Source organism: Cupriavidus basilensis (genome assembly GCF_029335485.1).
GTDB classification, from domain to species: Bacteria; Pseudomonadota; Gammaproteobacteria; order Burkholderiales; family Burkholderiaceae; genus Cupriavidus; species Cupriavidus basilensis_E.
In genome coordinates, this window is record NZ_JARJLM010000437.1 from 17,075 (window position 1) to 40,540 (window position 23,466).

The 23,466-nt window shown below is 68.5% G+C and carries 19 protein-coding genes; 14 read left to right on the forward strand and 5 right to left on the reverse strand.

The window, feature by feature from the left end:
- The first annotated feature begins 34 nt into the window (after positions 1–34).
- The 4 genes from P3W85_RS26235 to P3W85_RS26250 all read left to right on the forward strand — a co-directional run bounded on the left by P3W85_RS26235 (position 35) and on the right by P3W85_RS26250 (position 4,339).
- A complete protein-coding gene (locus P3W85_RS26235) occupies positions 35–856 on the forward strand; it encodes an SDR family oxidoreductase (RefSeq protein ID WP_276266900.1) in 822 nt (273 codons plus the stop codon).
- A gap of 80 nt (positions 857–936) precedes the next feature.
- Complete coding sequence (locus P3W85_RS26240; RefSeq protein WP_276266901.1) at positions 937–1,713, forward strand: enoyl-CoA hydratase-related protein; 777 nt, start codon at positions 937–939, stop codon at positions 1,711–1,713.
- 131 nt (positions 1,714–1,844) lie between these two features.
- Positions 1,845–3,524 (forward strand): long-chain-fatty-acid--CoA ligase, encoded by a 1,680-nt coding sequence (locus P3W85_RS26245; RefSeq protein ID WP_276266902.1) that lies wholly within the window; start codon positions 1,845–1,847, stop codon positions 3,522–3,524.
- Complete coding sequence (locus tag P3W85_RS26250) at positions 3,521–4,339, forward strand: crotonase/enoyl-CoA hydratase family protein (RefSeq protein ID WP_276266903.1); 819 nt, start codon at positions 3,521–3,523, stop codon at positions 4,337–4,339. Before P3W85_RS26245 ends, P3W85_RS26250 begins: the two co-directional genes overlap by 4 nt.
- Positions 4,340–4,363: 24 nt before the next feature.
- Here the strand turns inward: P3W85_RS26250 and P3W85_RS26255 are convergent, their stop codons facing one another.
- The 3 genes from P3W85_RS26255 to P3W85_RS26265 all read right to left on the reverse strand — a co-directional run bounded on the left by P3W85_RS26255 (position 4,364) and on the right by P3W85_RS26265 (position 6,697).
- Positions 4,364–4,735, reverse strand: coding sequence for a DUF2784 domain-containing protein (locus P3W85_RS26255; protein WP_276266904.1), 372 nt, complete (start codon positions 4,733–4,735; stop codon positions 4,364–4,366).
- Positions 4,732–5,649 carry a LysR family transcriptional regulator gene (locus P3W85_RS26260; protein WP_017230589.1) on the reverse strand — a complete coding sequence of 306 codons (918 nt, stop codon included), beginning with the start codon at positions 5,647–5,649 and terminating at the stop codon, positions 4,732–4,734. Before P3W85_RS26260 ends, P3W85_RS26255 begins: the two co-directional genes overlap by 4 nt.
- A 109-nt stretch (positions 5,650–5,758) precedes the next feature.
- Positions 5,759–6,697, reverse strand: a complete 939-nt coding sequence (locus P3W85_RS26265; RefSeq protein ID WP_017230590.1) for a LysR family transcriptional regulator — start codon at positions 6,695–6,697, stop codon at positions 5,759–5,761.
- Between the two features lie 343 nt (positions 6,698–7,040).
- Between P3W85_RS26265 and P3W85_RS26270 the strand changes: the two genes are divergently transcribed.
- Both P3W85_RS26270 and P3W85_RS26275 read left to right on the forward strand, forming a co-directional pair.
- Positions 7,041–8,354 (forward strand): MFS transporter, encoded by a 1,314-nt coding sequence (locus P3W85_RS26270; RefSeq protein WP_017230591.1) that lies wholly within the window; start codon positions 7,041–7,043, stop codon positions 8,352–8,354.
- A 58-nt stretch (positions 8,355–8,412) separates the two neighbouring features.
- Positions 8,413–9,624, forward strand: a complete 1,212-nt coding sequence (locus P3W85_RS26275) for a M20 aminoacylase family protein (RefSeq protein WP_276266905.1) — start codon at positions 8,413–8,415, stop codon at positions 9,622–9,624.
- Here the strand turns inward: P3W85_RS26275 and P3W85_RS26280 are convergent.
- Complete coding sequence (locus P3W85_RS26280; protein WP_276266906.1) at positions 9,609–10,523, reverse strand: hypothetical protein; 915 nt, start codon at positions 10,521–10,523, stop codon at positions 9,609–9,611. The genes P3W85_RS26275 and P3W85_RS26280 overlap by 16 nt on opposite strands.
- A gap of 352 nt (positions 10,524–10,875) precedes the next feature.
- Here P3W85_RS26280 and gcl point away from each other — a divergent pair, with 352 nt between their 5' ends.
- From gcl to P3W85_RS26320, 8 genes are all read left to right on the forward strand, one after another.
- Positions 10,876–12,651 carry a glyoxylate carboligase gene (gene gcl, locus P3W85_RS26285; protein ID WP_276266907.1) on the forward strand — a complete coding sequence of 592 codons (1,776 nt, stop codon included), beginning with the start codon at positions 10,876–10,878 and terminating at the stop codon, positions 12,649–12,651.
- 133 nt (positions 12,652–12,784) lie between these two features.
- On the forward strand, positions 12,785–13,567 hold the full coding sequence (gene hyi, locus P3W85_RS26290; protein ID WP_017226331.1) for a hydroxypyruvate isomerase: 783 nt from the start codon (positions 12,785–12,787) through the stop codon (positions 13,565–13,567).
- A 66-nt stretch (positions 13,568–13,633) separates the two neighbouring features.
- Entirely contained in the window at positions 13,634–14,557 is a 924-nt protein-coding gene (gene glxR / locus P3W85_RS26295) for a 2-hydroxy-3-oxopropionate reductase (RefSeq protein WP_017226332.1), read from the forward strand.
- A 75-nt stretch (positions 14,558–14,632) separates the two neighbouring features.
- On the forward strand, positions 14,633–15,946 hold the full coding sequence (locus P3W85_RS26300) for a glycerate kinase type-2 family protein (protein WP_276266908.1): 1,314 nt from the start codon (positions 14,633–14,635) through the stop codon (positions 15,944–15,946).
- A gap of 83 nt (positions 15,947–16,029) precedes the next feature.
- Entirely contained in the window at positions 16,030–17,508 is a 1,479-nt protein-coding gene (gene pyk, locus P3W85_RS26305) for a pyruvate kinase (RefSeq protein ID WP_276266909.1), read from the forward strand.
- A gap of 101 nt (positions 17,509–17,609) precedes the next feature.
- Positions 17,610–18,503 (forward strand): KPN_02809 family neutral zinc metallopeptidase, encoded by an 894-nt coding sequence (ypfJ, locus tag P3W85_RS26310; protein ID WP_017223829.1) that lies wholly within the window; start codon positions 17,610–17,612, stop codon positions 18,501–18,503.
- A gap of 168 nt (positions 18,504–18,671) precedes the next feature.
- Complete coding sequence (locus P3W85_RS26315) at positions 18,672–19,400, forward strand: TetR/AcrR family transcriptional regulator (RefSeq protein WP_276266910.1); 729 nt, start codon at positions 18,672–18,674, stop codon at positions 19,398–19,400.
- Positions 19,401–19,551: 151 nt separating this feature from the next.
- A complete protein-coding gene (locus P3W85_RS26320) occupies positions 19,552–22,650 on the forward strand; it encodes a multidrug efflux RND transporter permease subunit (RefSeq protein WP_276266911.1) in 3,099 nt (1,032 codons plus the stop codon).
- 200 nt (positions 22,651–22,850) lie between these two features.
- Here P3W85_RS26320 and P3W85_RS26325 read toward each other — a convergent pair whose 3' ends face one another.
- The gene (locus P3W85_RS26325) at positions 22,851–23,201 is read right to left on the reverse strand and encodes a hypothetical protein (RefSeq protein ID WP_276266912.1); all 351 of its coding nucleotides are present in this window, start codon (positions 23,199–23,201) and stop codon (positions 22,851–22,853) included.
- Between the last annotated feature and the right edge of the window lie 265 nt (positions 23,202–23,466).

Here is a 23,466-nt window from a genome sequence, read left to right on the forward strand (position 1 = left end):
TCCATCATCCAACCCATCCCAGGGAGGGAAACCCATGTCCAACGCATTCAAAGACAACGTACTGGCCGGCAAGGTCGTGTTTATCGCCGGCGCCTCGTCCGGCATCAACCTGGGCATCGCCCGGCACTTCGCCAAGGCCGGCGCCAGGCTGGCGCTGGTCAGCCGCGACCCCGAGCGCATCGCGGCCGCCGCTGCCACCATCAACGATGCCGGCGGCAGCGCGCTGGGCATGGCCGCCGATGTGCGCGACTACGCCGCGGTGGAGGCGGCGCTGGCGCGCACGCGCGCTGAACTCGGCCCGATCGATATCGTGATCTCGGGCGCCGCCGGCAACTTCGTCGCGCCGGCGCTGGGCATGTCCGCCAACGGCTTCAAGACCGTGGTGGATATCGACCTGATCGGTACCTTCAATGTCTTCCGCGCCTGCTTTGCCTTTCTCAACGCGCCCGGCGCCTCGCTGATCGCCATCACCGCGCCGCAGGCGGTCAATGCGATGATGTTCCAGGCCCACGTATGCGCGGCCAAGGCCGGCATCAATATGCTGGTGAAGTGCCTGGCGATGGAGTGGGGCCCGGCCGGCGTGCGTGTGAACGGTATCTCGCCCGGCCCCATCGCCGGCACCGAAGGCATGGCGCGACTCGCGCCCACGCCGGAGATGGAGGCGCGCTTCAAGGCGCGCCTGGCGCTGCGCGACTACGGCGACAAGGACGACATCGCCAACACCGCGCTGTTCCTGTCCACCGACAACGCCCGCTATATCACCGGCACCATCGTCGACTGCGACGGCGGCAGCAAGCTGGGCGACGCCTCGGCCGATGCGCTGCATCCGCCCGAGGCGCCGGGCAAGGCGGCCTGAGCGCCGCGCGCCCCTGGGCATTCCTGCGTTCCCGTATTCCCGTATTCCCGCATCAGAACACCTACGACAAGGAGACATCAATGACGTCACCCGTGCTCTATCACGCCGCCGAAGGCGTGGCCACCATCACGCTGAACCGCCCCGACGTGCTCAATGCGCTGAATGCCGAACTGATGGTTGAATTGCGCGCCGCGATCGAGCGCGCCGCGCAGGATGAAGCGGTGCGCGCGGTGGTGCTCGCCGCCAACGGCCGCGGCTTTTGCGCCGGCGCCGACCTGGCCGGGCGCCAGTCCGAGATACAGGACTCGGGCACCCTGCTGCGCGAGCGCTATCACCCGATCATCCTGGCGCTGCGCGATATGCCCAAGCCTGTCATCAGCTCGGTCAATGGCGTGGCAGCCGGCGCCGGCATGAGCCTGGCGCTGGCCGCAGACGTGGTGCTGGCCGGACGCTCGGCGTCCTTCCTGCAGGCATTCTCCAAGATCGGCCTGGTGCCGGACGCCGGCAGCACCTACTTCCTGCCACGCTACGCGGGCGAGATGCGGGCCCGCGCGCTGGCTATCCTGGCCGAGAAAATCGACGCGCAAGAAGCGCAGCGCATCGGCCTGGTGTGGAAGGTGCATGAGGACGACGCCCTGGCCGCCGAGACCGCCAAGCTGGCCGCCCATCTGGCGCAGATGCCCACCTTCGCCTATGGCCTGATCAAGGAAGCGCTCAACGCCAGCCTGGAGAGCGACCTGCCGGCGCAGCTCGAGCGCGAGGCCACGCTGCAGTCGCGCGCGTCGCGCAGCGAGGATTTCAAGGAAGGCGTGGCGGCGTTCCTGGAAAAGCGCAAGCCGGCCTTCAAGGGCCGCTGAGGATACTCGCACTCCGAGCCCGTCCGTTTGCTCCCCTGCACCACCTGTGGGAGAGCAAGCCGGGGGAATCCGCCTCCAGCCACCGCCAACCACGCATCGCACCACCATTTCGAAACCAGGAGACGCGCATCATGCTAGGCCTCATGCAGGACCGTCCGTTGCTGATTTCCTCACTGATCGAGTACGCCGCGCAATACCATCCGCAGCAGGAGATCGTGTCGCGCACGATCGATGGCGGCACGGTGCGCACCAACTACGCGCAGGTGCATCGCCGCGCCAGGCGGCTGGCCAGCGCGCTCGCCGGGCTGGGCGTGGCGCAAGGCGAGCGCGTCGGCACGCTGGCGTGGAACACGCATCGCCACCTGGAACTGTACTTTGGCGTGTCGGGCGCGGGCGTGGTGCTGCACACCGTCAATCCGCGCCTGTTCCCCGAGCAGATCGACTACATCATCAATCACGCTGAGGACCGCGTGCTGTTTTTCGATCCCTGCTTCGCACCGCTGGTGGCGCAGCTCGCGCCGCGCCTGTCCACCGTCACGCACTACGTGGCGATGACCGATCGCGCCGGCACCGATGCGCTCGGCCTTGCCGGCCAGCTGCCCAGCCTGCTGTGCTACGAAGACCTGGTCGAGGCCGGCAGCGAGGACTATGCGTGGCCGCAATTCGACGAGCGCACCGCATCGTCGCTGTGCTACACATCGGGCACCACCGGCAACCCCAAGGGCGTGCTGTATTCGCATCGCTCCACCGTGCTGCACAGCCTCAAGGCCTGCGCCTTCGACACCTTCGGCGTGAGCGCGGACAGCGCCATCCTGCTGGTCGTGCCGCTGTTCCATGCCAACGCCTGGGGCATGCCCTACGCCTGCGCCATGACCGGCGCCAAGATGGTGCTGCCGGCCCAGCACCTGGATGGCGAAAACGTCTACCGCATGCTGCGCGACGAGCGCGTGACCTTTTCCACCGCGGTGCCCACGGTGTGGATGATGCTGTTCCAGTACCTCGATGCGCATCCCGAGCTCGATCCGCGCTCGCTCGGGCTGAAGCTGGCCGGCGTGGGCGGCTCCGCCGCGCCGGCGGCGATGATCCAGCGCTTCGAGCAGCAGTTCGGCGCGCGTTTCGTCCAGGGCTGGGGCATGACGGAGACCAGCCCGATCGGCGTGATCAGCACCTTGTTGCCCAAGCACCAGGCGCTCGGCACGCAGGAGCAGCTGAAGATCAAGCTCAAGCAAGGCCGCGCGCTGTGGGGCGTGGACCTGCGCATCGAGGACGACCAGGGCAACGCGCTGCCGCACGACGGCCAGGCCTTCGGCCGGCTCAAGGTGCGCGGGCCATGGATCGCCTCCGCGTACTTCAAGGCCGAGCATGGCGCGCTCGACGCCGACGGCTGGTTCGATACCGGCGACGTTGCCAATATCGACGCCGACGGCTATGTGCAACTGGTCGACCGTGCCAAGGACGTGATCAAGTCCGGCGGCGAATGGATCTCCTCCATCGACCTGGAGAACGCCACCATGGGCCATCCGGCCGTGGCGGAGGCGGCCGTCGTGGGCGTGCCGCATCCCAAGTGGCAGGAGCGCCCGCTGCTGGTGGTGGTGCGCCGTCCCGGCCAGGACGTGAGCGCCGCCGAGCTGCTCGACTTTCTCGCGGCGCGTGTCGCCAGATGGTGGGTGCCCGACGACGTCGCCTTTGTCGACTCGCTGCCCCACACGGCCACCGGCAAGCTGCTCAAGGTGAAGTTGCGCGAACAATTCAAGGACTATGTCCTGCCCACCGCGCAGGACCCGATTCAAGCAAGGAGCAATGCAACATGAGTATCAGCAGCGAACGCATCGTCCTGACCCTCGAAGATGGCGTGGCCGAGGTCAGGCTCAACCGCCCCGACAAGATGAACGCGCTCGACCCGGCCATGTTCGACGCGCTGATCGACGCCGGCCAGCAGCTCGCGCGCGAGCCCGACCTGCGCGCGGTGGTGCTGTCGGGCGAAGGCCGCGCGTTTTGCGCCGGGCTCGACATGCAGAGCATGGCCGGGCTGGGCGGCGGCCAGGGCGACGCCATCGCCGCCGGCCGCCTCGCGGCGCGCACCCATGGCATCTCCAACCGCCCGCAGTTCGCCTGCATGGTGTGGCGTGAGCTACCGGTGCCGGTGATTGCCGCGGTGCACGGCGTGGCGTTCGGCGGCGGCCTGCAGGTCGCGCTCGGCGCGGACCTGCGCTACGTCACCGCGGACACGCGCATGTCGGTGATGGAAATCAAGTGGGGGCTGGTGCCGGACATGGCCGGCATGCTGCTGATGCGCGGCCTGGTGCGTCCCGACCGCCTGCGCGAACTGATCTACAGCGGCCGCATCGTCACCGGCGAAGAAGCCTGCGCGCTGGGCCTGGCCAGCGCCGTGGTGGAAGACCCGCGCGCCGCCGCGCTGGCCTTCGCGCGCGACATCGCCAGCCGCAGCCCGGACGCGATCCGCGCCGCCAAGCGCCTGATGCAGGTGAGCGAGGACGGCGACGGCGCCGCCCTCCTGCTGGCCGAATCGGTGGAGCAGGACCGCCTGATCGGCGGCGCCAACCAGCGCGAAGCCGTGCTCGCCAACATGGAAAAGCGGGCACCCGCGTTCAAGCCGGCGTCGTAGCGTGCGCGGCGCCGGCTTGCGCGCTCATGCGCGCCGGCGCCGCATGCGCCGGTAAAGCGTGGCGTAGACCGCGAGGTTCAGCGCCAGCACCACCGCGCCCAGCACCACCTGGATCTCGCGCGTGAGGCCCTCGGGATAGATCACGGGCAGCACGTAGCGCTGCACGAAGTCCCCGCCGTAGGCCTGCTGCCCCGCGCGCAGGCGCAGCGCGTTTTCCAGCGGGGTGAGCGGGCAGATCCACCCGCTCCACTCCACCAGCACGCCCCAGGCCACGGCCGGCAGGTGCAGCCACGCCAAGCGCGGCCAGCGCAGCACCAGCAGGCCGCCCAGCATCACGAAGACGATGAAGGCGAGGTGGAGCAGGACGATCGCGTCCGCCAGCCACGCCGCCATCATCGGCCTTGCCTGCCGGTCCAGTAGCCCGGCACCGCGAACGCCGCCTTCAGGTGCTCGATGAAGAAGCGGATCTTGGCCGGCACCGGACGCTGCTGCGGGTACACGGCCAGGATGTCGTAATCCGGCAGCGCGTACTCGTCCAGCACCGTGATCAGTTCGCCGCTCTCCAGCTGCGGCAGGATCTCCCAGGTGGAGCGCCAGCCCAGCCCCAGGCTTTCGCCGGTCCAGCGATGCAGCAGCTCGCCGTCGTTGCAATCCAGGTTGCCGCTGACGCGCACCGTCACCGTCTTCCCGTCCTGCTGGAAATACCAGCCGCGCTGCTGGCCGCCCTGCAGGTTGAACGCCAGGCAGTTGTGCTGCGCCAGGTCGTCCAGCGTCTGGGGCACCCCATTGCGCGCAAAGTAGGCCGGCGTGCCGCACACCACGCGTTTGTTGGTCGCCAGCTTGATGGCAACGAAATTCGGATCGATGGCGCCGCCGATGCGGATGCCCACGTCATAGCCTTCGCGCACCAGGTCCACCACGCGGTCGGTCAGGTTGAAGGAGATCTGCACCTCGGGGTTCGCCGCCAGGAATGCCGGCGCATGCGGCGCCACATGCTTGCGCCCGAACGCCGCCGGCGCCGACACGATCAGGTGGCCGGTCGCCTTGTGCTTGCCCTCGGCGATCAGCATCTCGGCGCGGTCCAGGTCCGCCAGCGCCTTCTTGCACTGCTCCATGAATGCCGCGCCCTGCTCCGTCACCACGATGCGCCGCGTGGAGCGATGCAGCAGCTTCACGCCGATGCGCGCCTCCAGCGCATTGATGCGGCGCCCGATCATCACCGGCGTCACGCCCTGCGTCAGCGCGGCCGCGGCCATGCTGCCATGTTCCACCACGGCGATGAAGGCTTCGATCTGTTTGAGTTTGTCCATACTGTGTGTCTCCTGGCCGTCATTGTGCGGCATCGAAGGCCCGCCTGCATGTATGCCAGGCTATGGCCGCGATCCGGCGCGGCGCATGCATGCACCGCGAGCGCGACAATCAGGCGCGCCGCGATGGCACGGGCCGGCCGCGCGGCATGCCCTGGGCGCGATGCCGAACCTCCTTGCTGAACTCGGCGCAGGCATGCGTCATCAGGTCTTCCGAGCGGTAGACCAGGAACACGCGGAACTCCGGCAGCTCGTCGCTGATCGGCAGGCGCACCAGCGATGCGGGATCCAGCCGTAATGGCCCGGTGCCGTCGAACACGAAATCCGACCACATGCTGATCAGGTCGGTGCGCGTGGCGAGCTGCAGCCCGAGCAGGTTGGAGGCGCTCTGCACCACGCGCTTGGGCATGTCGAGCCGGTGCAGGCGCATCAGGCTGGCCAGCGGACTGCCGGGATCATCGAGCGGATCGAGCACGAGCCAGTCGGCATCGAGCAGGGGCCGCAGCCGCCGTACCCGCCGCAGCGGATGGCCGCCGCGCACCGCCAGCGACATGCCGGTCGAGAACAGCGGCTCCCACTGGAAGGTGCCGGTGCCGGGGCCGCTGTTGGTCGAGATCAGGCCGAGATCGAGCCGGCCTTCGCGCAGGCCTTCGAGGATCTGCTGCGGGCGCAGCTCGAAGCCGCGCAGCGCCACATTGGGAAAGCGCATGCGAAAGGCTGCCATGGCATCGGGCAGCGGCCCGCTCGAGGCCACCGCGGTGAAGCCGATGTTGAGCTGCGCGTCGGCATGGCCGCGGATCGCTTCGATGTCTTCGAGCGCGTGACGCAGCTCCTGTTCGACCAGGCTGGCGCGCTTGACCAGCGCCACGCCATAGGCGGTCAGGCTGACGCCGCGCACCGAGCGCGACATCAGCGTGACGCCGAGTTCGCGCTCCAGTTCGGCGATCGCCTTGGACAGCGCCGGCTGCGACACATGGAGGCTGCGCGAGGCTTCGTGGATGCTGCCGTGCTGGGCCACCGCCAGCAGGATGCGCAGTTGCTGCAGTTTCATCGTCTCCGTTCCCTCCGTTTCGTGCTTCCAGCGGCGCCCCGCTCCGGTGCGCCCTGCCCCGGAGCCGTGCGTGCGAGGCGTTCCAGGCACTCCTGCGCGTACCCGGCGCTGCGCTGCCATGCCGCCTGCCACAAGGCTTCTCCGTACTTGTACCGATGGCGGCACGGTCGTGGTTATGACGGCGATTCTATTTGGTTATCAGGATGAAAATATATGATTTTTGGCTTGCCGTGTTTGCCTGAATACTTCATCGCCAGGGATTCCCACATTCCTTACGCTGGACGCAGGCAGCCGCCGGCCTCCACGGCCCCCCAACCCCCAAACCAGTTCGTGGAGATCCGACATGAACGATGCCACCCTGCCTGGCGCGCCTTCGCTGGCGCCCGCCCAGGCAAGCTCCGCCAGCCCCGCACGCCAGAGCCAGTTCCGCCTGATCGCAGCCTGCTCGATCGGCAATGCGCTCGAAATGTACGACTTCACCGTCTACAGCTTTTTTGCCCTGCTGATCGGCAAGCTGTTCTTTCCGTCCCATAGCGCGTACGGCTCGCTGCTGCTGGCGGTGGCCACCTTCGGCATCGGCTTCGTGATGCGGCCGCTGGGCGGTTTCGTGATCGGCAACTACGCGGACCGTCATGGCCGCAAGGCGGCGATGACGCTGACCATCGGCCTGATGGTGGCCGGCACGCTCTGTCTCGCCTTTGCGCCGACCTACGCCGCCGCAGGGCTGTTCGGCCCGCTGATGATCGTGGCCGGGCGCCTGCTGCAGGGCTTCTCGCTGGGCGGCGAGATCGGCGCCTCCACCGCCATGCTTATGGAGGCCGGCGGCATCAAGGGCCGCGGCTTTCGCGTCAGCTGGCAACTCGGCAGCCAGGGCATCGCGGCGACGCTGGGCGCGCTGACGGCCGCCATTCTCTACGGCGTGCTGCCGCAGGCCGCGCTGGAGAGCTGGGGCTGGCGCGTGCCCTTCATGCTGGGCCTGCTGATCGCGCCGGTGGGGCTGTATATCCGCGCGCACCTGGACGAGACCCACACGGCCGAGGCGCACGCACCGAGCCCGCTCGGCACGCTGTTCCGCGAGCATGGCGACATCGTCGTCAAGGGCATCCTGACCATCATCGGCGGCACCACCGCCACCTACCTGGTGGTGTATTTCATGCCCACCTACATGATCCGCGAACTGCATCTGCCGCCGTCGCTGTCGTTGCTGTCGGGCTGCGTGACGGGCGTGGTGTGCCTGGTGATGTCGCTGGCGGCGGGCACGCTGGCCGACCGCCTGCCGCGCCGCAAGCCGCTGGTGCTGGGCTCGATGGCCTTCACGCTGGTGTGCCTCTATCCGGCGTTCTGGCTGATGACGCATTACCCGAGCGTGCCGCTGGTGCTGTCGCTGTCGGCGCTGCTGACCGCGAGCGTCTACCTGGGCTCCACCCCGATGCTGCTGATGATGATGGAACTCCTGCCGGCCAACGTGCGTGCCAGCGGCCTGTCGGTGATCTACGCGGTGGGCGTGACGGTGTTCGGCGGCTCCTGCCAGTTCATCGTGACCTGGATGCTGGCCAAGACCGGCAACCCGATGGCGCCCGCTTTCTACATGATGGCCTGCGGCGCGGTGACCATCCTGGCGGTGCTGACGATCCGCGAAAACGCCCAAGCGCATTGAGCGCCCCCTCCCCCAATACCTGGCCCACGCTGGCCACCCTGCAGCAAAGGATAAAGACATGACCCGCGAACCTACCCTGACGCCCTTCCAGTTGCTGCCGCACCTGCTGCCGGCGATCCAGATCGATGCCGAGACCTTTATCGGCATCCGCCGCCAGATCCACGCCCAGCCCGAGCTCGGCTTCGAGGTTGGCGCCACCAGCAAGCTGGTGGCCACCCTGCTGGAGAGCTGGGGCTTCGAGGTGCACACCGGCATCGGCAAGAGCGGCGTGGTGGGGCAGTTGAAGCTGGGCAACGGCAGGCGCCGCCTGGGCATCCGCGCCGACATGGATGCGTTGCCCGTGGTCGAGGCAACGGGCCTGCCCTATGCCAGCAGGATCCCGGGCAAGATGCACGCGTGCGGCCACGACGGCCACACCGCCATCCTGCTGGCCGCCGCCAAGGCGCTGGCGGATAGCCGCGACTTCGACGGCACCCTCAACCTGATCTTCCAGCCCGACGAGGAAAACCTCTGCGGCGCGCGCGCGATGATCGAGGACGGCCTGTTCGAGCGCTTCCCTTGCGATGCCGTGTTCGCCCTGCACAACATGCCGGGCGTGCCGGCGGGCACCTTCCGCGTGCTGCCCGGCCCGGTGAGCCTGTCGTCCGACGTGGCCGACGTGACCATCAAGGGCGTGGGCGGGCACGGCGCCATGCCGCACCGCGCGCGCGATCCGATCGCGGCGTCGGCGGCCATCGTGACGGCGCTGCAGACGGTGGTGGCGCGCAACGTGGCGCCGGACGATACCGCGGTGCTGTCGGTGGGCTTTATCCGCGGCGGCGCCACCCATAACGTGATTCCGGAGTCGGTCACGCTGGGCCTGAACGTGCGCGCGGCGCGCCCGGAGACGCGGGCACTGGTGGAGCAGCGCATCCGCGAGATCGTCAGCCTGAGCGCGCAGGCGCACGGCGTGGAGGCGCACATCGACTATCGCCAGCTGACCCCGCCGATGGTCAACACGCAAGCCGAGACCACGCTGGCGCAACAGGTCTGCACCGAACTGGTCGGCGCCGACAAGGTGGTGACGCAGGCGCCCAAGGGCCTGAACGGCAGCGAGGACTTCGCCTGGATGCTCAACGAGGTGCCGGGCTGCTACCTGATCCTGGGCAATGGCGAAGGCGAATTCGGCGGCTGCATGGTGCACAACCCCGGCTACGACTTCAACGATCAGGTACTGCCGCTGGGCGCGGCCTGCTGGGTGCGTCTGGCGCAGACCTACCTGGTGGCCTGAGATGGCGGAAACGGGCCTCGGTCCGCATCGCCCGCTATCGTCTTCTCAGTGCCCTCTGCGGCCGCAGTCGCTCCGGCCGGCGGCGCGGCGTGCAGCCGGACCTCCGGCGGCACCGGTGCCGGCGAGGGCACGGCCCGAGCATTCGCCACGGCCCCGGCCGTAGCCGCCGGCGCCGCGCTGGCGGCCGGCATCGACGCGCGCCCCAGTTGCGTGCTGATCTCGGCCGCTTCGGCCAGCACACAGGCAAGCCGGCGCAATGGCCGGCTGACCTGCAGTTGCAGGAAGACCGCAAGGGCGCCGCCCGCTACAAAGCTCACGCCGTACAGCGAGAGCAGCGGCACCAGGCTCGCGCCCTTGCGCGGCAGTTCAAGCTGGCCGGCGACCAGCATCAGCGCGAACGGACTGACTGCGATCATCAGGGCGAGCATCTTCGCCATCCCCTCCCACATCCGCAAATGCAGATCCACGCGGCGGGCCCTGGCGCGCAGCGCCGGGGCCGGTATCCGCGTCAGCGTGCGCAGTAGCGCGCTCTCGGCTTCGTCGTGCCGGTCGATGCGCTCGGCCAGCGGCGCCAGCGGGTCGCGCACCCTGCGCGCCAGCGCGGGCAGGTGCGACAGCAGCAGCGCCGCCAGCCCGGCCACGCTGCCGGCCAGCAGGCTATAGACCAGGCGCGGCAGCCATGGCGCCGGCGCATGCCGGTACTGGTACCTGGCGAACAGCACCGCGCCGGTCACCAGCAGCGCTGCCAGCGAACAGGCCCAGAACAGCCCCAGCAGGCCCCGCTGCAGCCGCTTCAGCTTGGTGGCGGCCGGATCCGAACCAGCGGTATCGGGTGCGGCGGGCGGCTTCCGCCTGAGCGCATCGAGCAGTTCGCGGGTGGGAGGGAGCCTGGTCAGCATGGCGTTTCGGTCGGCAATGGGTGGTTCCTGCGGCAGCCAGGCATTGGCGTGCCGACTGCATATTGTCGCCATTTGGCGCGCCGGAGGGGGTGCCGCGCGACCGGCAACCTACGATTTGCTGCAAATTCCCACGTATCGTTGCCGTCACACAACGTCGGTCGATGCTGCAGTGCGACAGCAGTGGCCATACCGCTCGCCATGGTCAATTCGATATCGCAGGTATCGAATCAACTGATCTCCCTTCCCTTTATCCCAACCCGCTTGCGGGCATAGCATGGCCTCCAACAGTGATTCGCAGCAATTAGCCATTCATCGCCTTTCACGAAACGTCGCATAACGATTGGAGACAGACATGCCGAAGATGAGAGCAGTCGACGCGGCCATCGCCGTACTGGAAAAAGAAGGTATCACCACCGCGTTCGGCGTGCCCGGCGCCGCCATCAACCCGTTCTACTCGGCCATGCGCCGCGCCGGCACCATCGACCATTTCCTGGCCCGCCACGTGGAAGGCGCCTCGCATATGGCCGAGGGCTACACCCGCGCCGAAGCCGGCAATATCGGCGTGTGCATCGGCACCTCGGGCCCGGCGGGCACCGACATGATCACCGGCCTGTACTCGGCCTGGGCTGACTCCATCCCCATTCTCTGCATCACCGGCCAGGCGCCGCGTGCCCGTCTGTACAAGGAAGACTTCCAGGCCGTCGACATCGAATCGATCGCCAAGCCGGTGACCAAGTGGGCCGTGACCGTGCGCGAGCCGGCGCTGGTGCCTCAGGTGTTCCAGCAGGCTTTCCACCTGATGCGCTCGGGCCGCCCGGGTCCTGTGCTGATCGACCTGCCGTTCGACGTGCAAGTGGCCGAGATCGAATTCGATCCGGAGACCTACCAGCCGTTGCAGCCTTACAAGCCGTCCGCGTCGCGTCCGCAGATCGAGAAGGCCATCGCCATGCTCAACGCTGCCGAGCGCCCGCTGATCGTGTGCGGTGGCGGCGTCATCAACGCCGATGCGGCCGACCTGCTGGTGGAATTCGCCGAGCTGGTCAACGTGCCTGTTGTGCCCACGCTGATGGGCTGGGGCGTGCTGGCCGACGACCACCCGCTGCAGGCCGGCATGGTGGGCCTGCAGACCTCGCACCGCTATGGCAATGCCACGATGCTGGCTTCGGACTTCGTGCTCGGCATCGGCAACCGCTGGGCCAACCGCCACACCGGCAGCGTCGACGTCTACACCAAGGGCCGCAAGTTCGTGCACGTGGACATCGAGCCCACCCAGATCGGCCGCGTGTTCGGCCCGGACCTGGGTATCGTGTCCGACGCCAGGCTCGCGCTGGAGCAGTTCGTGGAAGTGGCGCGCGAGATGAAGATGGCCGGCCGCCTGCCGTGCCGCAAGAGCTGGGTGGCGGACGTGCAGAAGCGCCGCCGCACCATGCAGCGCAAGAGCGATTTCGACAACGTGCCGGTCAAGCCGCAACGCGTGTACCGCGAGATGAACCAGTACTTCCCGCGCGATGTGCGCTACGTGTCGACCATCGGCTTGTCGCAGATCGCCGCCGCGCAGTTCCTGTCGGTCAACCAGCCGCGCCACTGGATCAACTGCGGCCAGGCCGGCCCGCTGGGCTGGACCATTCCCGCCGCGATCGGCGTGAAGGTGGCCTCGCCGGAATCGGACGTGGTGGCCATCTCGGGCGACTACGACTTCCAGTTCATGATCGAGGAACTGGCTGTGGCCGCGCAGTTCAAGGTGCCTTACATCCACCTGGTGGTGAACAACTCCTACCTCGGGCTAATCCGCCAGGCGCAGCGCAACTTCGAGATGGACTACTGCGTGCAGCTGGCCTTCGACAACGTCAACTCGCCCGAGCTCAACGGCTACGGCGTGGACCACGTGAAGGTGGTGGAAGGCCTGGGCTGCAAGGCGATCCGCGTGTTCAAGCCGGAAGACATCGCACCCGCCTTTGCCGAAGCGCGCGACCTGATGGCCGAGTTCTCGGTGCCGGTGGTGGTCGAGGTGATCCTGGAACGCGTGACCAATATCGCGATGGGCACCGAGATCGACAACATCAACGAGTTCGAGCCGATCGAGGACATCGAGGAAGCCATCCTCAAGGAAGAAGTGGAAACGGCGTAAGCAATCAGGCGATGCGGGCTGACAAGCGTGGGCTACCAGCCCGCGCGCTTCCCGCATCGCCGACTCGGTAACGCGCCCCCAATCACCGCATCCGCGCGAGCGGAATCACAAGACAAGTCGTCCGGAGACTTCTATGCCAAAACTTGCCGCCAACCTGACCATGCTGTTCAACGAAGTGGCCTTCCTGGACCGCTTCGAAGCCGCCGCCCGCGCGGGCTTCCGCGGCGTGGAGTTCCTCTTTCCCTATGCCTTCCACGCCGACCAGATCGCCGACCGGCTCAACCGCTTCCAGCTCGACCTGGTGCTGCACAACCTGCCGGCCGGCAAGTGGGAAGCGGGCGAGCGCGGCATCGCCTGCCACCCGGACCGCGTGAGCGAGTTCCAGGACGGCGTGGGCGAGGCGATCAAGTACGCCAAGGTGCTGGGCGTGCGCCAGCTCAACTGCCTGGTCGGCATCCAGCCGCAGAACGCCAGGCGTGAACAGGCGCAGGAAACGCTGGTGGAAAACCTGCGCTTCGCGTCGCAGGCGCTGGCCGCCGAGCAGATCGACCTGCTGGTCGAGCCGATCAACACCTTCGATATTCCCGGCTTCTTCCTGTCGCGCACGCAGCAGGCGCTGGACCTGATCACGCAGGTCAACGCACCCAACCTCTACGTGCAGTACGACATCTATCACATGCAGCGCATGGAAGGCGAAATCGCCGCCACGCTCAAGGCGCACCTGCCGAAGATCAAGCACGTGCAGCTGGCCGACAACCCGGGCCGCAACGAGCCGGGCACCGGCGAGCTGAACTACCGCTTCCTGTTCCAGTGGCTCGACCAGATCGGCTACGACGGCTGGGTCGGCTGCGAGTACAAGCCGCGCACGACCACGGTCGAAGGCCTCGGCTGGCGCGCGGCGCACGGCGTGCAGTAAGCCACGCGCGCGTCGCACCGACGCATCAACAAACCAATACTCATCATCTCATCAAGGAGACATCACATGGCAAACCAACGCAACGTCGGCTTTATCGGCCTGGGCATCATGGGCGCACCGATGGCGGGCCACCTGCGCGCGGCCGGCCACACGCTGTTCGTGCATGACGTCAATCCGGCGCCGCAGGCGCTGGTCGATGCCGGCGTCACGGTCTGCACCAGCGCGGAGGAAGTCGCCAAGCGCGCCGACATCATCGTGATCATGGTGCCGGACACGCCGCACGTGGAAGCCGTGCTGTTCGCCGAGAAGGGCGTGGCCGCCGCGCTCAAGGGCGCCGGCAAGGAAGCCGCGCACGGCAAGATCGTGGTCGACATGAGCTCGATCTCGCCGATCGCCACCAAGGACTTCGCCGCGCGCATCAACAAGCTCGGCGCAGCCTACCTGGACGCGCCGGTCTCGGGCGGCGAAGTGGGCGCCAGGGCCGCGTCGCTGACCATCATGGTGGGCGGTCCGCAGGAGTCCTTCGACGAGGTCAAGCCGCTGTTCGAGCTGATGGGCAAGAACGTGACGCTGGTCGGCGGCAATGGCGACGGCCAGACCACCAAGGTGGCCAACCAGATCATCGTGGCGCTGAACATCCAGGCCGTGTCCGAGGCGCTGCTGTTCGCCTCGAAGGCGGGCGCCGATCCGGCGCGCGTGCGCCAGGCGCTGATGGGCGGCTTCGCGGCTTCGCGCATCCTGGAAGTGCACGGCGAGCGCATGGTCAAGCGCACCTTCGACCCGGGCTTCCGCATCGAGCTGCACCAGAAGGACCTGAACCTGGCACTGCAGGGCGCCAAGGCGCTGGGCGTGGCGCTGCCTAATACCGCCACCGCGCAGGAGCTGTTCAACACTTGCGCCGCCAACGGCCTCGGCAAGCAGGATCACTCGGCGCTGTGCCGCGCCATCGAGATCATGTCGAACCACGAGATCGCCAAGAGCGCCAAGTAAGCAACGCGGCCTCCCGGAGGCCGGCAACACTCCCCGGCCGCAAGCGGCCGGGGAAGCAGTTTTCAGGATCCCGTCATGCTCGCCACCGATTCCAACGCCGCCCCGCTGGTGCCCCAGCGCCCTGCCGGGCTTTCCGATCCGCGCGCCCTGCTGCGCGACCTGTTCGACACCGCCGTGGCCGCTGTCAGCGCCAGCCATTGCCTGCCGCCGCAACTGCCGCCGCCGCCCAAGGGCCGCACCGTGGTGATCGGCGCCGGCAAGGCCGCCGCCGCCATGGCGCAGGCGGTCGAGGCGCACTGGCAAGGCGACATCTCCGGGCTGGTGGTGACGCGCTACGGCCATGGCGCGCCGTGCCGCCGCATCGAGGTGGTGGAGGCCGCGCATCCCGTACCCGACGAGGCCGGGCAGCGCGCCGCCGAGCGCATGGTGGAACTGGTCCAGGGCCTGAGCGCCGACGACCTGGTGCTGTGCCTGATTTCGGGCGGCGGCTCCGCGCTGCTGGCCGCACCCGCGCCGGGCATCTCGCTGGCCGACAAGCAGGCGGTCAACAAGGCGCTGCTGCGCAGCGGCGCCAACATCGGCGAGATGAACTGCGTGCGCAAGCACCTGTCGGCGCTCAAGGGCGGACGGCTCGCCCTGCACTGCGCGCCGGCGCGCGTGGAGACCCTGCTGATTTCCGATATTCCCGGCGACGACCCGACGCTGATCGCCAGCGGCCCGACCTTGCCGGACGCCACTACCTGCGCCGACGCCCTGGCGGTGATCGCCAAGTACGGCATCGAGGTGCCAGCCAATGTGCACGCGCACCTGGCGAGCGGCGCGGGCGAAACGCCCAAGCCCGGTGATGCGCGTTTCGATGGCCATCGCAGCGTCACGCTTGCCACCGCCCAGCAATCGCTGGAGGCCGCGGCGGCACGTGCGCGCGAACTGGGCTTTGAAGCCCACATCCTGTCCGACAGCATCGAGGGCGAGTCGCGCGATGTGGCGCTCGTGCATGCCGCCATCGCCCGGCAGATCGCGCGGCTCGGCCAGCCGTTCAGGAAGCCTTGCGTGCTCCTGTCCGGCGGCGAGACCACGGTGACCGTACGCGGCAGCGGCCGCGGCGGCCGCAACGCGGAATTCCTGCTCGCGCTGGCCGTGGCGCTCGACGGCCTGCCCGGCGTGCATGCGCTCGCCTGCGACACCGACGGCATCGACGGCTCGGAGGACAACGCCGGCGCCCTGCTGGCGCCCGATACGCTGAGCCGTGCCGCGGCACGCGGATTGTCCGCCCGCGCGCACCTGGGCAACAACGACGGCTACGGCTTCTTTGCCGGACTGGACGACCTGATCGTCACCGGCCCGACCCGTACCAATGTCAATGATTTCCGCGCGATCCTGATTGCGTAAGCGATGCGAATCGCGCAAGGCCAATGATTGAACACAGGCGCGTCCGTTGCGGCGCGCCGCCCGAGATTGGAAGAGGAGACAAAATGAGACGCCAGCGCAAAGCCAAGATCGTTGCCACGCTCGGACCGGCCAGCACCGACATCGCGGTGATCCGCCAGTTGTTCGAAGCGGGGGCGGACGTGTTCCGCCTCAACTTCAGCCACGGCTCGCACGAGGACCACAAGCGCCGCTACGACGCGGTACGCCAGGTCGAGGCCGAAACCGGCCGCCCCATCGCCGTGCTGGCCGACCTGCAAGGCCCCAAGCTGCGCATCGGCACCTTTGCCGCGGGCAAGGTCGCGGTCAAGGCCGGCGATGCCTTCGTGCTCGACAGCGATCCCAGCCCGGGCGACGCCAGCCGCGTCCACCTGCCGCATCCGGAGCTGTTCCGTGTGGCGGCCCCGGGGCAGTCGCTGCTGATCGACGACGGCAAGGTGCAGCTGAAGATCGAGGCGGTGGCCAGCGGCAGCATCGCCACGCGCGTGGTGAACCACGGCACGCTGTCCGATCGCAAGGGCGTCAACGTGCCCGATGCGGTGATCCCCATCCCGGCGCTGACCGAGAAGGATCGCAAGGACCTCGACTTCGCGCTGGCGCTCGGCGCCGACTGGATCGCGCTGTCCTTCGTGCAGCGCCCGGCCGATATCGTGGAGGCGCGCGAGATCATCGGCACCCGTGCCGGCGTGCTGTCCAAGATCGAGAAGCCCGCCGCGCTGCAGCAGCTGGAGGAGATCGTGCGCGTGTCCGACGCGGTGATGGTGGCGCGCGGCGACCTTGGCGTGGAGTTGCCGCCGGAGCGCGTGCCGGGTGTGCAGAAGCGCATCCTGCGCATCTGCCGCCAGCATGGCAAACCCATCGTCATCGCCACGCAGATGCTGGAGTCGATGATCGATTCGCCGGTGCCCACGCGTGCCGAGGCATCCGACGTGGCCAGCGCCATCTACGACGGCGCCGATGCGGTGATGCTGTCGGCCGAATCGGCCAACGGCCGCCATCCGGTGCCGGCGGTGGCGATCATGGACCGCATCATCGCCGAGGTAGAGCGCGATCCGCTCTACCGCAACCTGCTGGACGCGCAGCACGAAACGCCGCTGTCCACCCGCCAGGACGCGATCTGCGCCGCGCTGCGCGAGGTCACGCAGATCATCGGCGCGGCCGCCACCGTGACCTACACCTCGTCGGGCTCCACTGCGCTGCGCGCTGCGCGCGAGCGGCCGCATGCGCCCATCGTCAGCATCACGCCGAACCTGGAGATCGCGCGGCGCCTGGCGATTGCCTGGGGCGTGCATTCCACCGTCAGCCCCGATGTGCAGAGCGTGGACGAGATGGTGAATGCGGCCACCCGCGCCGCGCTGGCCGAGGGCTATGCCGCGCCGGGCGACCAGATCACCATTGCGGCGGGGATGCCGTTCGGCCAGGGTGGCACCACCAACCTGCTGCGCGTGGCCGAAATCGGCGGCGCGGAGCCGGGCAAGGCGCTTGCGGCTGGCGCCGCCAGCGCGGTGCCGGCGGTTACCGCCTGATACAAGGGGCGCATCCGCTGGTGGCACCGCCATTGCTATACTGATCGGCACGCCGTCGCCACCCTCTGGCGGCGGCCATCAATCAGCAATGCGGAGCCACCATGCGTCTCGATGACGAAGCCGAAAGCCAGAATGTAGAAGATCGCCGGGGAGACGGTTCCGGCGGTTTCGGGGGCTTTGGCGCGGGACCCAAGACGCTCGGCATCGGCACCATCCTGGTGGCGCTGGCGGCGTCGTATTTCTTCGGCATCGATCCCTCGGTGATCATGCAGGGCGCTTCGGTGCTGCAGGGTTCGCAGCAACACGCGCCGCAGCAGCAGCATGTGCCGAGCCATCCGCCGGCCAACGACCAGATGACGGTATTCGTGCGCAAGGTGCTGGGCAATACCGAGCGTACCTGGTCGCACATCTTCGAGACCGATCTCAACCGCCAGTACGCGCCGCCCAGGCTGGTGCTCTTCACCGGCTCCACGCCCACCGCCTGTGGCACCGGCGAGTCGGCCATGGGGCCCTTCTACTGCCCGGGCGACCAGAAGGTCTATATCGACCTGGCCTTCTACGACGAACTGCGCAAGCGCTTCGGCGCCGGCGGCGACTTTGCCCAGGCCTATGTGATTGCCCACGAAGTCGGCCATCACGTGCAGAACCTGCTCGGCGTCTCGGGCAAGGTCGACGCCGCGCGCCGCCGCATGGGCGAGGCCCAGGCCAACCAGCTCTCGGTGCGCGTGGAACTGCAAGCCGATTGCCTGGCCGGCGTGTGGGCCGCCACCGCCGAGCGCGCCAACCAGCAACTGCTGGAGCCCGGCGATATCGAGCAAGGCCTCAAGGCCGCCGCCGCCATCGGTGACGACCGCCTGCAGAAGCAGGCCCAGGGCTATGTGGTGCCGGAAGCCTTTACCCACGGCACCAGCGAGCAGCGCGTGCGCTGGCTGCGCCAGGGCCTGACCAGCGGCGATATCCGCAAGTGCGACACCTTCGCGGCCCGGCAGCTGTGAGCGCCTGAGGCCACAGGCCTCGCTTCCGCCTTTGCGCGCTCCCCATGCGTCCCGGGCGGCCCGACGGCCGCCCGCGGCCTGCCACCCCTCGTCGGGATGGTATGCGCGCGTGCACGAATCATCACGTAAACATTGTTCACAAAATGATCGGTGTTTATAATCGCGCACATGCCCGCCACCCGAATCCTGCAGCCCGCGCTGCCAGTCGCACCCGCCATCGCCAGCGCCGCCGCGCACGCGGGTGCGGCCCGGCGCGCCGTGGGGCGTGCCGGCGGGGCCGCGTTGCGCCGCGAGAGCGTGCGCCAGGCCTTCTTCGACGCAGCCCGCGCGCTGTTTGCCGAAGCCGGTTTCAGCGGTGTCACGCTACGGCGCGTCGGCGAGCTGTGCGGATATAGCGCGGCCGCCATCTACCGGCATTTCGAGGACAAGACCGCACTGCTGTTCGAGCTGTGCGCGCAGGACTGGGTACGGCTGGCGGCAGCGCTGGCCGAGGCCCGGGATAGCGCCGGCGCGCCGGCGCAGGCGCTGCCCGCCGTGCTCGATGCCTATGTGGCCTGGGCCCTGGCGAACCGTCACAGCTACCACCTGATGATGATGATGGGCCTGCCGGCCGATGCCGAACGCGCGATCGACCAGCGCTGGCGCGAGCGCTTCCCGCAAGACCCGGTGGGCGCCGTGCTGCAGGCCTGCGTGGCCGACTGGCAGGCCGCCGCGCTGATCGACGCCAGCCACGAGCCTGGCGACGTCACCGATGCGCTGTGGACCGCCGTGCACGGGCTGGCCGCGCTCGACATCACGTTCGAGCACCTGCCGCGCGAGCAATGGCAGCCCTTGGCGCATCGCCAGCGGGTGCTGCTGGCGGCGCTGCTGCGCGGCTTCGCGCCGCCGGCGCGTTAGGGTCGCCGGACCCCACAGCCCCCTTTCCCCCTCCTGTTGCTTCTGCTGTTCCGCCTGACGGCGCTTTCTGTCCAGCTAGCGCGCCGTCCCACGTTCCATTGCACCGGAGCCGCGGCCCGCTGCCGCGCCGGCGCCAGAAAACCAACTTGCCATGGCGTCCTTCTTCCTTCGCCGTCCCGCCTTTGCGTGGGTGATTGCCATCCTCACCATGGTGGCGGGCCTGATCGCGCTCACCCGCATTCCCATCGCCCAGTATCCGGCGGTGGCACCACCCACCGTGATCGTCTACACGGACTATCCCGGCGCCTCCGCACGCACCGTGGAGGATGCCGTCACCGCGGTGCTGGAGCAGCAGATGCACGGCATCCCCGGCCTGCTCTACCTCGATGCCAGCAGCGAGGGCGGCAGCGCCACCATCACGCTGGGCTTCCGCCAGGGCACGGATGCGCAGCTGGCCCAGGTCAACGTGCGCAACCGCGTCATGCAAGCCGAGCCGTTGCTGCCGGAGACGGTGCGCCGCGGCGGCATCTACGTCGACCAGGCCAGCAGCAGCCCCTTCATGTACGTCTCGCTGGTCTCGGACACCGGCCAGATGGATGAAACCGCGCTGGGCGATTTCGCCGCCGGCTCGGTGCTGCCGATGCTGCGGCGGCTGCCGGGCATCGGCAAGGCCGAGCCCTACGGCTCCGAATACGCGCTGCGCATCTGGTTCGACCCCGACAAGCTCCATGCCCACGGCTTGACGCCCGAGGATGTCGAGCAGGCCATCAAGGCGCGCAACGGCGACGTCACGCCGGGCCAGCTCGGCGGCGCGCCCGCGGTGCCGGGCCAGCCCTTCCAGGCGCTGGTGCGCCCGCCGCGGCCGCTGTCCGACCCCGACGCCTTTGGGCGCATCGTGGTACGCGCGGGCAAGGACGCCTCGGTGGTCTTGCTGCGCGACGTGGCGCGGGTGGAACTGGGCGCCAGCGATTACCGCTATGCCTCGCGGCTGGGCGGGCGCGAGGCCGCTTCGATCGGCCTCAAGCTGGCCGACGGCGCCAATGTGCTGGCCACCTCGCGCACGGTCCGCGCCGCGCTCGACGAGGCCGCGCGCAGCTTCCCCGCCGGCGTGCGCTACGAGATCTCCACCGACAACGCGCAGTTCGTGCAGCGCTCGATCTGGCGCGTGCTGACCACGCTGGCCGAAGCCACGGTGCTGGTGTTCCTGATCCTGTACCTGTTCCTGGGCAACCTGCGGGCCACGCTGATCCCGGTGATCGTGGTGCCGGTCTCGCTGCTCGGCACGGTGGCCTGCCTGTACGCGCTGGGGCTGTCGCTCAATGTGATCACGCTGTTCGGCGTGGTGCTGGCGATCGGCATCCTGGTCGACGATGCCATCGTTGTCGTGGAAAACGTGGAGCGGATCATGCGCGAGGACGGCGTGGGCGCGCTGGAGGCGGCGCAGCGTTCGATGCGCGAAGTCTCGGGTGCCCTGCTGGCGGTGACGCTGGTGCTGTGCGCGGTGTTCGTGCCGATGGCCTTCATGGGCAGCGCGGTGGGCGTGATCTACCGGCACTTTGCCGTGACGCTGGCGATCTCGATTGCCTTCTCGCTGTTCTTCGCGCTGTCGCTGGCACCGGCCATGTGCGCCAGCCTGCTGCGTCATATGCCGCCGCCCGAACGCGGCCCGCTGGCCTGGTTCGAGCGGCGCTTCACTGCCTTTACCGGGCGCTACGCCGGCTGGGTGCAGGCGATGCAGCGCCGTCGCCTGCGCTGGCTCGGCATCTACCTGGCGCTGGCCGTCGCCGGCGGCGTGATGCTGTGGCAGATCCCGGCCGGCTTCCTGCCGGAGGAAGACACCGGCGAGCTGGTGATCGACGTGGAGCTGCCGGCCGGCGCCACCCAGGCGGAAACGCGCGCGATGGTGGCGGACCTGGAGCAATGGCTGCAGGCGGGCGGCTACCCGCTGCGCTCGGTGTTCGCCGTGCTGGGCTGGAGCAACTCGGGCAGCGGCGAGCAACGCGCCAGCCTGTACCTCACGCTCAAGGACTGGGAAGAACGTGGGCGCAAGGACCGCGCCGATGCCGTGCTGGCCAGGCTGTCGGCCGGGCTGGAGGACTGGCCTGGCCGCGGCCGGGCACAGCTGTACGCCTATAACGGTACCGCGCTGCCGGAACTCGGCAGCACCAGCGGGCTCGACATGCGGCTGGTGGCCCAACCGGGCACCGGACGCGATGCCCTGTTTGCCGCGCGCGACCGCCTGCTGGAGGCCGCCGCGCATGAACCTTCGCTGGGCGAGGTGCGCGCCACCACCGCGCAGCCGGCACCGGCGCTCGACCTGCGCATCGACTATGAGCGCGCCCGCAGCTTTGGCGTGGCGCCCGAAGCCATCCACCATGCACTGTCGACCACGCTGGGATCGCGCTATGTCGACGAAGTGGCGCGTGAAGGCCGTATCCGCCGCGTGATCCTGCAAGCCGATGCGCCTTACCGGATGGCGCCCGCACAGCTGGCGCGCGTGCATGTGCGCAACGAGCAGGGCGGCATGGTCTCGCTGGGCGCTTTCGCAGAGCTGGTCTGGGGCCGGGGCGAGGCCACGCTGGAGCGCTTCAACGGCCTCAGTTCGGTTCGCATCAACGCCGATGTGGCGCCGGGCCACAGCACCGGCACCGCGATGGCGCGGCTCTCTGCCATGGTGGGCGAACTGGGCACTGCCTATGACACGCGCTGGACCGGGCGCGCCTTCGAACAGCTGCAAAGCGGCACGCAGGCGCCGTGGCTGTTCGCGCTGTCGATGCTGTTCATCTTCCTGTGCCTGGTGGCGCTCTACGAGAACTGGACCTTGCCGCTGGCCGTGTTGCTGGTGGTGCCGGCGGGCCTGCTCGGGGCGCTGGCGGCCATCTGGCTGCGCGGCATGCCCAACGACGTCTACTTCAAGGTGGGCGTGGTGGTGATCATGGGACTGGCGGCCAAGAACGCGATCCTGGTGGTCGAGTACGCGGAGCAACTGCGCCGCGGCGGCATGGACCTGGCCGAAGCCGCCGGCCAGGCCGCGCGCCAGCGCCTGCGCCCGGTGGTCATGACCTCGCTGGCCTTCATCCTTGGCGTGGTGCCGCTGGCGATCAGCACCGGCCCCGGCGCGGCGGCGCAGCGCGCGGTCGGCACCGGCGTGCTGGGCGGCATGCTCGGCGCCACCGTGATCGGCGCATTGGCCATCCCCTTGCTCTATGCCTTGATCGGGCGCAGGCGTAGCCGGCGCGAGCGGGCATGACGACCGGTGCACGGACAGGGCGTGGCGTAACGGGACTGCCGGGGGAAAAACGGAAAGGCGGGGGAGAAGCGGGGAAAAATCACCCGCCCGGCGGGAGAGAGAAGGAGGAGGAGGTCAGCCGGGCAGGTGGGAGATAAAGCGGTAGAAACAGTGATACGCGGCGAACACCCGAGTGGCCGCCGGGTAACATCAGGTCTGGATCAGACCCTGTAGCCGTACAGCGAACCGTCGCCCGAGCGCGAGTTGTCCAGCGAGCTGGCAGCGATTTCGCCACGGAAAGCGCGCGCGCCGTCGGTGAACGTATCGAACTTGCCTTGCTTGGCGCCATCGGTGAACGTATCGAACTTGCCTTGCTTGGCGCCGTCGGTGAACGTGTCGAACTTGCCTTGCTTGGCACCATCGGTGTACGGGTCGAACTTGCCGGCGCGCAGCGCGTCGGCATAGACGTCGAACTTGCCGACCTTGCTGTTGGCGGGGGCGGCCAGGGCTGCGGCCGATGAGGCGACGATCAGCATAGCTACCGCGCTGCCAATGATGCGTTTGGCGTTCATTTGGGACTCCTTCAACTGATTATTCGTCTTTTTTCTTTTGAACTGCGGTACAAGCTGCCCCGGCAAATCTATGTTGCGCTGCAGGCACGGACTGAAGATTAGTGCCTGGGCTTGCAAGGAGAAATACCACTGCGACGAATGGTGCGTTGCGAGTCGTGAAACGCTGGAAGTGAGGACGAATGGCGGGGATCGGGGGGCGACAGGCGGGATCCGTGTGGCCGAGGCCTTGCCTGAAATGCCGCCAGCCCAGCCTGGAGGCCACCTG